Raw genomic sequence first — 15,657 nt, 5'->3', positions numbered from 1 at the left:
CGCCCTGCCTAGCCTGCAATGCTGAGATGCCAGGTACTATTAAACGCCGGAGTAAACCCTTTTATGCCCTCGGGCATGGCTGCTCGGTTAAGACAATCAAGGCGATAATGGTCACCATAGAGTTGCTGTAATTCATCTGCTGGAACCGATTGCGGTGTGCTTTTCGGCTCGGGTTGAGGGTACTCCACAGTGACCACAAGCTGCTGCGCCTGAGGGCACAGTTCTTTTAGCTTGGCGCTGTAACGCATGCGCAGGGGCGCATCTAAGGCGACCAGTGCGCCGCGATCGTAGATAGCCGTCACTCCCTCTAATTGTGCCCGTTCAAGCGCAAACACGTCACCCACATACACGCAGAGGTTGCCCGCCTGATAACACCGGTGCTCACCCTGCTGAGAGATATCTGGGGTGAGCTGAAGCGCTTGAAACAACGCCTGCACGGCGTCTTCACTGAGCTCCACCGCAACCACAGCGTGCCCTTGTTGCAACAGCCACTGCACATCAATACTTTTACCACACAATGGCACAAACACACGCGCGCCTGGAGTCAGTGCTAGGGTGGGGAAAAACGCCACTAGGTTGCTATTAGGCTCTTGTTGATCAAAGCCAATATCCCCTTGCTGCCAACGTTGTAACCAATATTCAGGATTCATAATACACTCTCAATTACTCACAATTAGACTGCCAATGTGTAGGCCGACACCAAAAATACCATGACTCAGCATGCTTTTACCCCGTGCCAGCCAGGGCTTGGGGCTGTGGCGCGCGGCTAAGCCTGCGCCCATGCCCGGCTGCATTACAAAAAATGCAAATACCACCGTGGCTAAGGCGTAGGCGATAGCAATCATAAGACTGGGTGGGCGGTGCAGCCACTGCAACATAAGAAAATACCCTAAGGCAAAGAGTATTCCAATAGCGTAATGCACGCTCCAGCCCAATGCACATTCACCACGATGCCCTGGTTGTTGCGCAACATGGCGTTGCACCATGCCCTGCTCGGGCATTTGCAGTAGCCAGCGCCCGAGCACACACAAGCGCAATGAAGGCACTTGCAGGGTCGATTTTAATAGCCATGCCCAGGCATCAAGCAAAGCAGTGGCGATCACTCCGACAATAAGCGCCGATAACAACATGTCTGTATTCATATGCGACTCCCAAAAGATATTGGCAGTAGCATATGTAATTTCACTAATAACCTATACACTGAAATAAACAACTTTAAATTTCATTTATGAAATCATGTTTGATGATATTCGTGTATTTATTCATATTGCTCAACAAGGCGGACTAGGCGCCGCCGCTCAGCTTTTATCGCTGCCGCCAGCCACCGTCACTCGGCGTTTACAACGCTTAGAGCAGCACCTTAATTGCAAACTGCTAAACCGCAGTGCTCGTCATTGCCAACTGACGCAACAGGGCGAGGTTTACTACCATGCCTATGTCGATTTGGTGGCGCAATTTGAGCACACTGAGCACCGTCTTAACGAGGCCAACGCCTCGCTAACAGGACAACTAAAGGTATTGGCGCCGATGAACTTCAGCCATGGTTTTTTAAAGCCGTTTTGGCTGCGCTTTACCCGCACCTACCCACAAATTGCTCTACAGTTGGAACTCAGCAATGATAAGCAGGATATGGTCAACACCCAAGCGGATATGGCAATACGCATTGGCCCCCAACACGATAGCGCGTTTATGCAACAACGCTTAGGTGAAAGTGACACCTTATTGGTCGCCAGCCCTGAATTTATGCAACGGCAAAACTGTGAGGAGGTAAACACCTTAGAGCAGCTGCGTACCTTGCCTTTAATTGGCACTACGCTGCGTAAAAGCTGGCAATTAACGCACTTACCCTCGAAACGCCGCCATAAATTTGTGCCGCGTTTTATGCATCAATTTAACGATACCAGCTTTGTAAAGTATTTGGCCTGTGATGGCCAGGGCGCAGCGCTGCTACCCCGCTTTGAAATTATCGACGAGCTACAGCGTAACGAACTAAAATGCATCGCCCCAAATTGGCGCTCTGAGCCGCGTACAATTTATGCACTATGGCCCAGTGGCCGATTACTCAGCCGCCGTGCCCAGCTATTAAAACAGCAACTGAATGAGTTTATTGCCACGCATTTACCATCCGACAATGGCTGATCGTTGGCTGCAACGCAGGGATTCAGTCACGCTTGTTTCACTCGCACAGAGTATAAAATGTGAGTAAACAGGGGTGAGTTTGAAGATCACTGCATGTTTTTGTCTATGAGTTCATGTATTCAAAAGTTGTTCGCCATGCATTGCTCATGCTTTACACTTAATGTACATAGCCCACTAACACTTAGCTACAATTAGTTACCTCGCAATTTAAGGCTCCAGTGAGCATTTCCTAGCAAAAATTGCGCTTAGTGTTTATTCCCTGAACATAGATTGCCATACTTATAGGAAAATCACTCGTTAATAGGGAAATTGATGAAGAAGATACTTTTTGTCCTACCATTTATCTTTCCATGTAGCGCTTCTCTGGCTGCGCAAAAGTGTGACTTTACCGGTAAAGATAAGCTTATTTATGAAATTGCCAAACCTCTGATGCCTTTGGAGTGTAAAACATCCGGCAATGCTTATCGCCTTACCGGTGAGGGCATCAATATTGAAATCAGCTCATATACAAACAAAGAAATGCTTGATGATGAAATGACTGTTGACGGCGAGCGCCTGACCTTCAATCAGCTTTACAGTGCAACTCAATCACCCGAGCCAAGTATTACAAACGACTATATAGAGCTGCGCCGCGAGTTTCTTGCCACAGTTGAAAGCTCAGGCATCGTGAAAAGGGATATTGGCAATTTTTATTATGAGCTTGGCGCGATTGACACACCGTACAAGCATTTCATTACATTTGTTCCAAACAGCAAGCCTGAGACCTATTTCGGCATTGGAACAAATAGCAGTTCGAGCGTATTTATCAAATTAATGTTTAATAAAAAAGGAGACGAGGCTGATGGCCAGTAAGTACACGGATGTAAGTAAAGATGAGATTAAATTACAATAATTGCTCAAGGGAGCCCACTTACCAACTAAAGGTAACAATTTAAGGTCTATTAAAACGCTATTTCTGAGCTTCACGGCGCAAATTAAGCTGTCTCACTATACGCTTCATTGCCTTTAACCCCTCGCCTAAGCAGGCACTACTTACTTCACCTAAGCCTTGCTCATGCTTTAAACTAAATGCATGTAGCCTGTGAACACTTAGCTGTCATGAATTACCTCGCGCATTTATTTTTGGCCCAAAATACAGCGGATTCCCACTTTGGTAATCTGCTTGGTGACTTTCGCCGTGGTGTTAGTACCGAGCAATTGCCTCGGCCTGTGTATTTGGGATTAAAAAATCATTTATTGGTGGATAAGTTCACCGATAACAATGAGCAGGTTAGGCAAGCCAAGCAGTTGTTTTCACCTCAGCGCCGCCGCTTTGCCGGGGTGGCGTTAGATGTGTTGTTCGATCACTTTCTCATTCGCCATTGGTCGCGCTTCAGTAGCACGGAGTTTGCTAACTTTCGCAATCACGCCTACACGCTGCTACTAAGGCGTCAATCGCATATGCCCCAAGCCATGCAACAGGTGGTTGCGCGTATGAGCGACCAAGACTGGTTTAGCACCTATGCCCACTTAGACGGGGTGGCTTTGGCGCTGGATAACATTGCCAAACGTATCCGCTTTAACAATGAGTTTGCTGGCAGCATTAACGATATTGAGCAACATTTTGAGCAGTTTGAGGCGGTGTTTTTACACTTTTTCCCGTTACTTTGCGAGCATGTTCAGCACCACGCTATTGAACAGGGCAAAATCGAGACAAAAAAATACCCAAGCTCAGGCTCGGGTATTTCTTATTGCAAGTGAGCGTATGCGCTCAATTGCATCACAGATTAGCGCCGTAATTAAACAGCAGTAACTTGTGTAGCTTGTGGGCCTTTAGCGCCTTGTTCAACAGTGAACTGAACTTCTTGGCCTTCTTGCAAAGTGCGGTAGCCGTCATCAGAAACGATAGCGCGGAAATGTACGAATACGTCTTTGCCGCCATCAGTAGGAGTGATGAAACCGAAACCTTTGCTCTCGTCGAACCATTTAACTGTACCAGTTGTATTAGACATAGTGTCTCCAAAATCTTTTAAATATAAATGTGCGCTGTTAACAGACGCGGTAATGCCAAACTAAGTACTAGCTAACACGAACGGCTTGGTGCTTAAATTCGGGTGGAACACTAACTGGATAGGACTCACGAAGAACTGAAGGACAAAAGCAAATATCGAATCTGGGTAGAACTCATCAGACAGGGGCACCTTAACACAGGCACTAGGGTTTACCTAATGTTATTTCATTTATCTGCGCCAAGCTCAGTACCTGACATATTTTGTAACAGCCTTTTATCGCAGCGCTGTCGCAATTGTAAGTACCCTTGTTATGATGTAACAGCTTCTAAAAAAAGGGTTACCAAAGATGAGAAAAATAACCACCTTGGCACTCGCCATGGCCGCAACGCTGGCCCCGTGGGTGTCAGCCTATGAAACTGAAGACACACGCTTATTGCGCTTTCCTGATATTCATAACGAACACGTCACCTTCATTTACGCTGGTGATGTGTATGTAGCAAACACCGAAACCGGTACCAGCCAGCGCCTGACCGATCATATCGGCTTTGAAACTTTCCCTAAATTCTCCCCAGATGGCCAACGGATCGCCTTTGCCGCCGAGTACAATGGCAGCCGACAAATCTACGTCATTAACCGTGATGGTTCTGGCCTTAAACAGCTTACCTATTACAACGATGTTGGCCCTATGCCACCGCGTGGCGGTTTCGATTACCGGGTGCTTGATTGGACACCCGATGGTAAACATGTGGTATTTCGTGCTAACCGCACTCCTTGGGGTAAACGCATGGGCCGCCCATACATGGTGCCTGCCGATGGTGGCTTAGAGCAGCCTCTGGCTATTCCTGAAACCGGGGGTGGCATGCTAAGCCCTGATGGCAGCAAATATGTATACACCCCGATTGATCGTGAATTTCGTACCTGGAAACGCTCGCGCGGCGGTCGTGCCCAAGATGTATGGGTGTATGATTTAGAACAAAACAGTTCCAAGCAGCTGACCACAGATCGCGCCACCGATCAGCAGCCAACTTGGGTGGGCGATAATATCTACTTTGTCTCCGATCGCGACTACACCTTAAACCTGTATCAATACCGCGAAGGCGAAGCGCCTAAAAAGCTCACCACCCATGAGGACTTCGATGTGCTGTGGCCATCAGCTGGCCCCAACGCGGTGGTGTACGAAAATGGGGGTTATTTATATCGCTTCGACCCCAAAACCGAGCAAAGCAATAAACTCACCATTAATGTGGCTGGCGTGCGCCAATATGCCATGCCTTACAGCAAAAATGTGAGCGACTTTATCGACTCTATGTCGCTGTCTCATGATGGCAAACGGGCCTTGTTTACCGCCCGAGGCGAGCTATTTAGCGTCCCCGCTCAAAAAGGCCCAACTCGTAACCTTTCCTACACCCCTAAAGGCCGAGAAATAGACGCCAGTTGGTCACCCAACGGCCGCTATATTGCCTACATGAGCGACGAATCCGGTGAATATGAGATTTATTTGCAGGACCGCGCGGATAATAACGCCGTTAAGCAACTGACCAGTAATGGCACCATTTGGCGCTTTACCCCCATCTGGTCGCCCGACAGCTCCAAGCTGCTTTTTGCCGATAAAAACCACACGTTATGGTGGCTAGATGCGCAATCAGGCAAGCAGCATAAAATTGATACCAGTATCTATGATGAAGAAGGCATTCGTCAGTACACTTGGTCACCTAATAGCGAAGACATTGTCTATGTTAAAAACAATGAAAACCGCTACGGCTCGTTATGGCATTACAATACCGACGAGCAAGACGTGACTCGCCTGACCGACGAGATGACCAATGAGCACAGCCCCACTTTCTCACCGGATGGCAACTACCTGTATTTCACCTCTGAGCGCGACTTTAACTTAGCCTTTAGCAGCTACGAGTTCGATTACATGTTTAACCGCGCAACGCGCATCTATGCTGCGGCGGTGAACACTGATATAACGCCATTGGTTGCATTGCAAAGTGACGAAACCACCATAGTGAGTGACGACGACGCACAAAGCGATGCCGACAATGGCAACCAACTGCAAAGCACGGGCTTTATGCAACGCGTGACCGCGCTAAACGCGCCCTCGGGCGATTATCGCTCACTGCATGGCGTTGATGGTGGCGTGCTGGTGATGGCTAACGGCGCCTTACAACTACTTGGCACCGAGCACGATAGCGAGCTGAAAACCGTGGCCAAGGGCGTTAGCAGCTATACGGTATCGGCAAATGGCGAACACCTGTTGGTGCGCGCTGGCGATGACTACAGCATTATTGCGCCTAAACCAGAGCAAGATTTAAGCGCCACAAAATTGGATTTAACCAATATGACGCTGAAAATCGACCCTCAGCTTGAGTGGCAACAAATGTATGTGGAAGGCTGGCGCACCCTGCGCGATTGGTTTTACGATGAAAATCACCACGGGCAGGACTGGGATGCCATTGTTAAGAAGTACCAAGGCATGGCCAATGCCGTGGCCCACCGCGCAGATTTAGATTATGTTCTCAGTGAAGTCGCCGGGGAAATTAACGCTGGCCATATTTACGTGCAATCCGGCGATATGCCCAAAGCTGAGCGTAAAAACCATGGTCTACTGGGTGCCAAACTGGCCAGCCATCGCTCTGGCTATGTGCAAATTGAGCATATTTTCCAAGGCGAGAACTGGCACGAAAACTTCCGCTCTCCGCTGGGCACCACCGGCGTAAAAGCCAGCAAAGGCGATTTTATCATCGCCGCTAATGGTCGCTCGGTGAAAACAGTAGCGAACTTTTATGAGCTGTTGGAGAACACTCAGGGTGAGCAAATTGAGCTGGTGCTTAACGACAAACCGAGTAGCAAGGGGGCATGGCAAGTCAGTGTCGAGCCGGTAGCCAGCGAGCAAGGGCTACGTTATTTGCATTGGGTCAACACCCGCGCCGCTTATGTTGATAAGCTCTCTGACGGGCGTATTGGTTATGTGCATTTGCCGAATACCCATTATGAAGGTAACCGCGCCATGTTTAAAAATTACATGCCGCAAACCACCAAAGACGCCATGATCATTGATGATCGTTATAATGGCGGTGGGTTTATCCCCGAACATATGATCACCTGGTTGGCTCGCAAGCCCCTGAACTATTGGAAGCGCCGTGGCGTCGAGCCGACAAAAACGCCGCAGTTTGCGCACGATGGACCAAAAGCCATGCTGATCAACGGCTATTCCAGCTCCGGCGGTGACGCCCTACCCTATTACTTCCGTCAAGCAGGGTTAGGTAAACTGATCGGTACCCGCACCTGGGGCGGCCTCATTGGCATTTCAGGTAATCCCAGCCTAGTGGATGGCGGCCAAGTGATTGCCGCGACCTTCCGTATTTTAGATAACGAAGGTAATTGGATCATCGAAAATGAGGGAGTCACCCCTGATATTAAGGTGATTGATCGCCCAGAGCTTATTTACAAAGGCCAAGACCCATCGATTGAGCGTGCGGTTGAAGAGCTGTTAAAGGAGCTTAAAGCGAATCCGAAAAAACCACTGAGTGTGCCGCCGGCGCCCAGCGAGTTTTAATTCACCTTAACCAATGAAAAGGGCGCAAATCGCGCCCTTTTACATATAAAGGAATTGGCTAGCTGTTATCCACCTGCCTTTTTATTAGCACTGTTGATTCACGGTTTCCATGTATTTAAGCACTTTGCGCTTTCTTCGGTGTAAACGCCTTAGAGTCAGGGCACTCACGTAGGCTAACCTGCTGTTGAGTAACCATAAAGACAGGCTATTCAGGCTCAAAAAAACCAATGCTAATGTGGGTGGGTATGAGTTAAGCTCGGCACCGTCTAAAACCAACAAACATAGGTGCACAATAAAACAGAGTAACACTGCCAACTTACAGTATGGCAAAACGCCTACCTTACCTCGAGATAACATCCACCCCACTGCGCACACTATGAGTACCCCCAGCATAGTAGCCATATACCATGCTTTAAGGTGTTGATCTAAAGAGAACACTATATTGACAGTGATCGATATCGTCGTATAACAAAACACCAACGCCATGATGCAGGCGACTAATGTCAAAGAATACCTCAACTTAGGAATGAACTCATTTATTGGTAAATCTTCGGCTTTCATTATTCACATGCTCATTTTAAGCTTTCGAGAGCTTTCTCACCATTAGAGTATGGGTAAGAAGTTAGAGGTCATTTGCAGGTTTGCTCACACTATGAAGTGCGCCAACCAGACTTCAATATGCAGCAGGTTCCGAGCCTAAGTCCATAATTTGTTTGTTTTCTAACGCACCACAAAGTCAAAATAGGTATCTGGATAGGGTTGGGGTTTTAAGGAAAAGTGCCACCATTCCATCGCGTAGGGGGCAAAGCCCTGTGCAGTCATGAGGTCGCGTAGTAGATAGCGATTGTCACGCTGTTGCGCACTGATACGCGGATCATCAGTATTTGATATCGGGTCAAACATATCAAACGCCGAGCCCATATCCAGCTCCTCACCGGAAGCCATGTCGACTAAGGTTAAATCAACAGTTGCGCCTCGGCTATGGCCCGACTTTGCGGCAATGTAATCACCAAGTAACACGCCCTTATCTAGATTCGGGTAATAGTGTGCTTTGGTATCTTGTGCGCTGGTATCGCTCACCCAGCGGACAAAATGATCAACGGCGCGCTGTGGTCGGTAACAATCAAACACTTTCAGGGTCATGCCTTGTTGCAGTGCCTTTTTTTGTACCTTTGCTAGCGCTTTAGCGGCATCTTGATGTAATAGACATTTAGGTGCCAAGTAACCATCGATAGTCGTACCAACAAAGTTATCACGACCAAAATAACGGATATCTTTTTGAATACTTGGCGCGATATCAGCAATGGCGACAAATTCACTCGGCTTCGCTGCCACAGGGTTGAGAATGACGCTGGCAAACACAGCTGCACCGATAACACACCCTTTCATAACCTTTCATTCCTGTTTTTGACCAAAGCGATAAAATAAACAATACCCTATTCCATCGCTAAGGAAAACCACCGCTCATGCGGGACTCAGCGATGCACATGTTCGTTGAGGTTAGCGCTTTGACAGCGCTGCAGTGCCGCCTGCATGGACGCACTGGCGCTTTCACCTAGGTTAACAGCTCGCGCTGGTAAGCTCAGGTTTAAATAGTCGGCGCTGTAGCGCACTAGCTGAGCCAGGCTATCATCTTTTATTTGTGTAAAGCGTGCTCTTAATTGCTGCTCGGTGTGGCGCACTGGTTGGTGTTGCTGCTTATCGAGCATTGCGTGCAGGTATGCAAACAAGGTATGGCGGTCAGGGTCAGTAGACTGTGCAACTAACGCATCTATATCGGCAAGTAATCGTGCTCCGCGCTCGCTCTGCTCGTTTAACAAAAGCGCTAAGGCCAAGTTCATCGCTGCATTCAACTGACTTAACGCGAGATTATGTTGCTCTTTTAAAAAAGTGGCTTTACGAAAATCTCCCACAGCTCCTTTAATATCACCCAAACTTAACCTTAACATACCCATATTATTGGCAAGGCTGGCGCTTAAAGCATCATTTGGATGGGCTTGTAAAATGGCTGCTGCGCGGTCGTAATAACTTTGCGCCAACTGATAAGACTGCCGATGACGGGCAACAATCAACATATTATTAAGATAGATAGCGCGATAAATAGGTCGTGATTCGTTTGTAAATGCGCATTGGTAGGCGTGCTCTGCATCGGTTAATAGCTGGTTTTTCTTAAGCCAAATACCCAATAAATTATAGCTACGACTCAGCTGCTGCGTTTTGCTATCACCAAGGGCTAAAAGACTGTCGATAAGATCGCGCGCCTGGCTAAAGTTATTACTGAATATGGCCGCTTGAGCAGCCGCGAAATACCAGCGAAAGCGCACCGACGTCGGCACAGAGCCGAAGCTATCGTTATATTGTTGATATAGAGCCAATGTTTGCTGCGGGCGCTCACGCGCATGGCTTTCGGCCCGCACCAGCACGTCATTTAATTGCATGGAGGTTAACGTTGCAGCTAACACTATTAAGCTGGGAACTACGGCCATAAGCGCACTCTGTTATTGTCGTCACCGTCAAAGTATAGAAACATTTTACCATTTCAGTAATGACAATAATTCAATTCGCACGTTGGCTGCGCGATGTCTCCCGCCTCATAGCCAGGCATCGCGCGCAACTTAGGGCAGTAATTTATCTATCTGCCGCCAATCAATAATTTTAAAGTTTTGTGGTTGTTGTGGCATACGGTTATAACCATCTTGGACAACCAGCACTCCTTGGGGATAACCAGGTAAAGCATGAGCGGTGACCGTTAGTCCGTCTGTTTCCGATACACCATCTATGCCTTTTTCAATATCCGCCGTTACCGCAAACTTCACTAATCGCGTTAGCGTCGGCTCTGAGCGCTTACCTTCTATGCGATACAGCACATAGCTGTTATCACCTTGACTGGACACCACCAGCAATCGTGTGCCATCGTCGCGATGATAGATCTCCATGCCCTCAACATCGGCAACAAGGTGACTATCTAGCTGCTGTATACGCTGTGCCCTGGTGCCAGTATCAGGCTCCGCGCCGATAAACCAAATACCCGCATCTTCCTCGCCCATAAATAGTTGCCCGGATTGATCGTCTGCGGTGCAGCCTTCGGGTTGGCTTGGTAATGAGAACTGGCGTACACGTTGACCGTGAACCTCGGTGTCTTGCACGCTAATACGGTACTGTTGATAGGTGCCATTTTTGTCATTCACAAACACATAATGACCACTTTGCGCGCTGTACATACACAAGCCATAAATTTCTGTTAGGTTAGTGGCAATATCACTGAGCTGCTGTACCTGCCCATCGCTGCTCACGGTAAACAAACTAATGCTATTGCTGCTGCGGTTACTTGCAGCAATTAACGTGTGGGTGGCGTTATTGATACCTTGATGCTGGCGCACATCAACATTATTCACCCGCCCTGCAGCGAGCTGTTGCCGTAACTGACCATCAAGCCCATAGACCATTAAGCCACGACGTTTATCTGTACCCAGAATCAGCGAGTGTTGCGCATTACTCGGATGGACCCAAATAGCGGGGTCGTCCGCCGCATCGCCAAAGGCGGCTACCGGCGTAGTTTCAGCGCTTGCGCTTACCTGTTGCAACCCTTTTGCATGCCCCGCAGGCACCTGTTTAGCACTGGGTAGCTGGGTGCTGATATAGCTATCGAGCTTATCGGCAAACAACACGGCTTGTTGTTGCCCTTGGCTGCTTGCGCCCACAGCAATGGCCTCAACGCCTAACTCGGGCCCCTCAAGGTGCCAGCTTTGCAGCGTTTCACGCAGTGGATCGTAGCGATACACCTGCTGGCGCTGACTGCTGGTAAAGTAGATATAGCCCTCGGAGTCGCTGCTGAGCGCCGCAATTTCCGGTGCCAGTTGCCCAAATGGCGAGACCAAGGCGACAGGTGTTTTATCGGCCCGCGATTCGCTGTTGGCGTTTATCTTCCACACACCCAGCTCTGCCTCACCGATAAAGAGCTGCTGAGCCTGATCGCTGACGGCACAGCCAGACGCTTCACTGACTCCAGCAAAAGTGCGAATCGGTAGCTGCATCGGCTTCACAGCCTCTAGATCATACACCAGTGTTTGCGCAATAAGCCCGCGCACATCGGCAACAAATACCGACACCGTGCGCGTTTGCTCATCATGATATAAACAGGCCGCTTCCGGCTGCGCTTGCGGCGGTGTTAGCCGTGACAGCTCATCAATCTGCCATTGCGCGCCATCATAATCTAACTGCCATACCACCACCGCATCGGCACTATTATCAATACTGGTCAGCACATAGCGCTGTGGGCTTAGCTGGCGTAAAGACAAGCCTTCATAGTTACCAGCAAGCAACGGGGTGATTTGTTGCTGATGTTGCTCGAGCAGCAATAAGCCTTGGCTTTCACTGGCGAGCAGCCAGTGCCCAGTGTGCAACCACTGAGCCTGCGAGCCCTGCATATTATGTTGCTCGCCGAGCTCCGTCACCGCCAGGCCTTCGCTGTAGCTATGTTTAGTAAACAGGGTTAGCGCCATTAGCGCCGCCGCCATACTGACATTAACGAGCTTATTATTTTTAATGGTCATGTTTTTGCTCCTTATTACGACGCAGTTGTTTATGTTGGTAACGCACTTCGCCTCGGTGATTAACCGCCGTCATCTGCAGTGCATCGGCATTAATTGAAAATGTTAAAAAGCCTGGGGTGGCTTCGGCGTAGCGCGTAAATTCTCGCTGCTCGACGCTGCGCGCTTCGCTGCCGCCGCCAGAAACATAATGCGCCAGGTCACTGTGTTTAATTTGGTTATGTTGTAAGTCATGTTCATGGCCGGCTATATAGGCATCAACGCCATAGCGCTTCAGCAGCGGTGCTAACGTCTCAACCAAGCCGTTATCGCGACCATAGCGTTTGCCACTGGTGTAAATGGGGTGATGGCCCACAACGAGGGTCCATGCTGCGTCACTGCCCGCCAATTGCCGCTTTAGCCATGCAAGCTGTGGCCCAGGGTGCTGCCCTTGGGTGGCGCGGTACTTGGCGCGAGTGCGATAGTCACTGACTAGGGTATTGGTATCCAAAAACAACACCAGCACAGGCTCACCACTGGCCAACGTGAAGCGCTGGCTGTAATAACGTGCCGGCATCTGCCAACGGCCACTGACGTTGCTGTAATCAATTTGCGCTTGGGCATTGCCTAAGTAGTCATGGTTGCCCAACACACTGTGCCACGGCACAAAACTATGAGGGCCGTGATATATCCGCTCAAAGGCACTTTGCCACAATGGATCCTGGGTACTGGCAACGCCATCGGGGTAAAAGTTATCGCCGGTGGAGATCACAAAGTCACCATCCAGTTGGTACAAGGCAATCTCTAACTGGTGGGCAACGGGGCGCTGGTAAAAGTGTCCGTTGTGGCCCCAATCACCAATAACGGCAAAGTTGATGCTATCAGCCAAGGGCGCCAGCCCTTCAATGCGCTGCTGTTGATAGAGCGCATCGCTATAAATGGGCGTGCTCTGGGCCAATAATGGCGGCGCCACGAGCAAGGCAATGAGAGTTATTAACTGCTTAATCATGTTCTTTCCTCATTGGCGTGGTGCACTACTCACCACGCCTAAATTTAAAAGGCGTAGCGCAACATCAATTGCACCACGGGCCCGGCCTGCTCCGACTCCAATTCGTATTCATCAAAGTCCCGCTCGATTTGCTGCTCTAAGGTATCGAACTTGTTGAATACTTCATCTTTACTGGCATCCAGTAAGTTGGAGCCCACCATCCGTAGCGTCAGCTTTTGCCAACGCTTTTCTATAAACAGCTCAAGATCAGCGCCATAGTGCGTACTTACCTCTTCACCAACAAAACGCCCAAGGGCATCGCCTTGCTTGCGATAGGTGGCCCCGAAAGACGCGCCAAGCTGAGGAAAGTCATGAATAAATCCGAGGTTATAGACGTAATCTGATTGGTCGTTAAATTTACGCTCACCGAAAAAGTCCTCGACTTCACTATCAAGCCAGGAGTAATTCACAAACACCCCGGTATTGGGTAGCCCCAATGCGCCTAGGGGTGTCGACAAATCGAGCTCGACGCCATACACCGTGCCATCGCCGGTATTACGGGGTTGCAGCACAAAGGTGCCCTCGCCCTCGGCCCCTTGCATACCGGTATTGGCGATTTCAATTAAATCGCTGACATCACGATAAAACAGATTCACGCCCATCACTCCGGTCTGACCGAGACGATACTCATAACCTAGGTCGACGCCCCATGCCGACTCCGGCTCAAGTGCCGGGTTGCCCAATAAGTCGTTGTCGGCCAACTCCTCCTCACGCAGCGCGGGGGTAATATAGTCAAAGTCCGGACGACGTAAGCTGCGCGCTACCGACGCGTTGATGCGGCCGTTTTCTGCCACTTGCACGCGTATATGAGCGGAGGGCAAAATAAAGTCGTAATCGTTGTCGGTGCGCACCGCATCAACATGGTTGTCCATCTGCGAATCGGTGCTCTCCCAACGTACACCCAGCTCCCAAACAAACTCCTGACTCTCGTGTTTAAGCAACGCAAAGACATCAAAACGCTGCTCTTGCACTGTGTTCACACCGCCGCTAACGGCCTCAAATGGCGCATCAAAAGTGGCCAGCGACAGCGGCGACTGCGCGAATTGATCCCAGCGGCTTTGCATGGTTTCTAATTCACTTTCAGAGGCGTAAATACCGGTGTCCCGCTCTTTTTGTTGCCAAAACGCGCCGATTTGCCATTGTTTGCTATCGCTGTAGGGATGACTGTGCTGCCATTGTAGCGTCCACTCTTTATCATCAATGTCGCTGCGCTCTTGCTCCTGCTCCAATACCATGGGCAATTCAGCGGTATCGAGTTCGACCTCTTGTTCAAATACCGACTCTTCAAAGCGCGCCACAGCCATCTTAAATTTACTGTTACCGCCAAAAAGTGGCTGGTTATAGCTGGAGCTAAGGCTGTAATTGGTCTGCTCAATATCGGCAATATTGGCATTATCGGTCAGTAAACTACCGCCGTTGGCCGCATCACCACTGGTCGTACTGGGGTGGTTATACTCATATGAACGTTCATCCTCACTGCGCTCGGTGTCGACCCAAATACCGCTGATGTCGAAATAGGCGCCATCGTTGAAGGTGTATTCATAGCTGGCGTTCAATGAGGTGTCATCGCCATCACGGGTATCGTCTTGATGTTCGCGATTATCGAAGGTTTGTTCACGGTAGTCGGGGTTGTTTTCCGGGCTATCACCGTAGCGAAAACTGGTCTTTTTCTTGGGGTTGTAGCGCCCTTGTAAATTGGCTCCCAGTAACATGCGCCCGCCGCCAAGTTCAGTGCCATAGACACCGCCTAGGCTTTCTTTAAATTCACCATCATCGTAGCGCAGGCCGCCGGCGCGCAAGTAGCCACCGTCTAGGCTATAGCCATCACGCAAAACGATATTCAGCGTACCGGCAATGGCATCGGCGGAGCGGTTAGCACTGGGCGAGCGGATGATCTCTACTCGTTCGATGAGCTCAGCGGGAATGCGATCAACAAAGAATGAACGGTCGGCGCCAGCACCAGGTACTTCTTCGCCATTGATCAGCACCTTAGTATAGGCTGGACTCAAACCGCGCATACGCGCGCCGTCGGACTCCAGCACATCAGATAAAAAAGTCACACTCGGCACCCGTTTAAGGGCATCGCCAGCGGTCAGTGGTTCAAAGCGCTGAAAGTAATCTTGGTCATATTCCAAAGTGGGTGCTAGTTGCTGCGAGCGGTTGCGATAGCCGATGTCGCCATACACCACCAGCTCCTCAGATACTTTCACCGGTTTGTTGGCGTTTTCTTGAGCGCCATAGGCGCTGATATTGGTAAGCGCTAATGCCGCCACCAGCGCTTTTAGTTTAAAGCTTGTCATTGCTGTTTTCTCCTGCGTGTCCTTGGTATGGCGCTAAGCTAAAAACAGCAGATGACAGCACTGTGACAGTCGCTGCTATCGCGCTGCC

The 15,657-nt window shown here is 49.6% G+C and carries 12 protein-coding genes; 4 read left to right on the top strand and 8 right to left on the bottom strand.

Annotated features, from left to right (window positions below; translation table 11 throughout):
• Window positions 1–8: 8 nt before the first annotated feature.
• Together FIU82_RS17950 and FIU82_RS17945 are read right to left on the bottom strand one after the other, a co-directional pair.
• Window positions 9–650 (bottom strand): thiopurine S-methyltransferase, encoded by a 642-nt coding sequence (locus tag FIU82_RS17950; protein ID WP_152441832.1) that lies wholly within the window; start codon window positions 648–650, stop codon window positions 9–11.
• A 9-nt stretch (window positions 651–659) separates the two neighbouring features.
• On the bottom strand, window positions 660–1,142 hold the full coding sequence (locus FIU82_RS17945) for a DUF2938 family protein (protein ID WP_152441831.1): 483 nt from the start codon (window positions 1,140–1,142) through the stop codon (window positions 660–662).
• 94 nt (window positions 1,143–1,236) lie between these two features.
• On the opposite strand from FIU82_RS17945, the gene FIU82_RS17940 reads away from it, so the two are divergent.
• The 3 genes from FIU82_RS17940 (at window position 1,237) to FIU82_RS17930 (ending at window position 3,879) form a co-directional block, all read left to right on the top strand.
• Window positions 1,237–2,139 carry a LysR family transcriptional regulator gene (locus tag FIU82_RS17940; RefSeq protein ID WP_152441830.1) on the top strand — a complete coding sequence of 301 codons (903 nt, stop codon included), beginning with the start codon at window positions 1,237–1,239 and terminating at the stop codon, window positions 2,137–2,139.
• A gap of 312 nt (window positions 2,140–2,451) precedes the next feature.
• On the top strand, window positions 2,452–2,991 hold the full coding sequence (locus tag FIU82_RS17935) for a hypothetical protein (RefSeq protein ID WP_152441829.1): 540 nt from the start codon (window positions 2,452–2,454) through the stop codon (window positions 2,989–2,991).
• 246 nt (window positions 2,992–3,237) lie between these two features.
• Window positions 3,238–3,879, top strand: a complete 642-nt coding sequence (locus tag FIU82_RS17930) for an ACP phosphodiesterase (protein WP_152441828.1) — start codon at window positions 3,238–3,240, stop codon at window positions 3,877–3,879.
• A gap of 38 nt (window positions 3,880–3,917) precedes the next feature.
• On the opposite strand, the gene FIU82_RS17925 is transcribed toward FIU82_RS17930, so the two are convergent.
• Window positions 3,918–4,130, bottom strand: a complete 213-nt coding sequence (locus tag FIU82_RS17925; protein WP_022946139.1) for a cold-shock protein — start codon at window positions 4,128–4,130, stop codon at window positions 3,918–3,920.
• A 346-nt stretch (window positions 4,131–4,476) separates the two neighbouring features.
• Between FIU82_RS17925 and FIU82_RS17920 the strand changes: the two genes are divergently transcribed.
• Window positions 4,477–7,692, top strand: a complete 3,216-nt coding sequence (locus FIU82_RS17920; protein WP_152441827.1) for a S41 family peptidase — start codon at window positions 4,477–4,479, stop codon at window positions 7,690–7,692.
• Between the two features lie 720 nt (window positions 7,693–8,412).
• Here FIU82_RS17920 and FIU82_RS17915 read toward each other — a convergent pair.
• The 5 genes from FIU82_RS17915 to FIU82_RS17895 form a co-directional block, all read right to left on the bottom strand.
• Entirely contained in the window at window positions 8,413–9,081 is a 669-nt protein-coding gene (locus tag FIU82_RS17915) for a M15 family metallopeptidase (protein WP_152441826.1), read from the bottom strand.
• An 86-nt stretch (window positions 9,082–9,167) separates the two neighbouring features.
• Complete coding sequence (locus FIU82_RS17910; RefSeq protein WP_152441825.1) at window positions 9,168–10,178, bottom strand: hypothetical protein; 1,011 nt, start codon at window positions 10,176–10,178, stop codon at window positions 9,168–9,170.
• Between the two features lie 129 nt (window positions 10,179–10,307).
• Window positions 10,308–12,245, bottom strand: coding sequence for a phytase (locus FIU82_RS17905; RefSeq protein ID WP_152441824.1), 1,938 nt, complete (start codon window positions 12,243–12,245; stop codon window positions 10,308–10,310).
• Window positions 12,235–13,230, bottom strand: coding sequence for a metallophosphoesterase (locus FIU82_RS17900; protein WP_152441823.1), 996 nt, complete (start codon window positions 13,228–13,230; stop codon window positions 12,235–12,237). The genes FIU82_RS17905 and FIU82_RS17900 overlap by 11 nt, the downstream gene beginning before the upstream one ends.
• 44 nt (window positions 13,231–13,274) lie before the next feature.
• Window positions 13,275–15,569 (bottom strand): TonB-dependent siderophore receptor, encoded by a 2,295-nt coding sequence (locus tag FIU82_RS17895; protein WP_152441822.1) that lies wholly within the window; start codon window positions 15,567–15,569, stop codon window positions 13,275–13,277.
• Between the last annotated feature and the right edge of the window lie 88 nt (window positions 15,570–15,657).

Origin of the sequence: Pseudoalteromonas sp. THAF3, from assembly GCF_009363775.1 — a bacterium.
Lineage (GTDB): Bacteria > Pseudomonadota > Gammaproteobacteria > Enterobacterales > Alteromonadaceae > Pseudoalteromonas > Pseudoalteromonas ruthenica.
The sequence above is the reverse complement of the archived record's forward strand: the minus strand, read 5'-3'. Positions and strand labels throughout refer to the sequence as shown.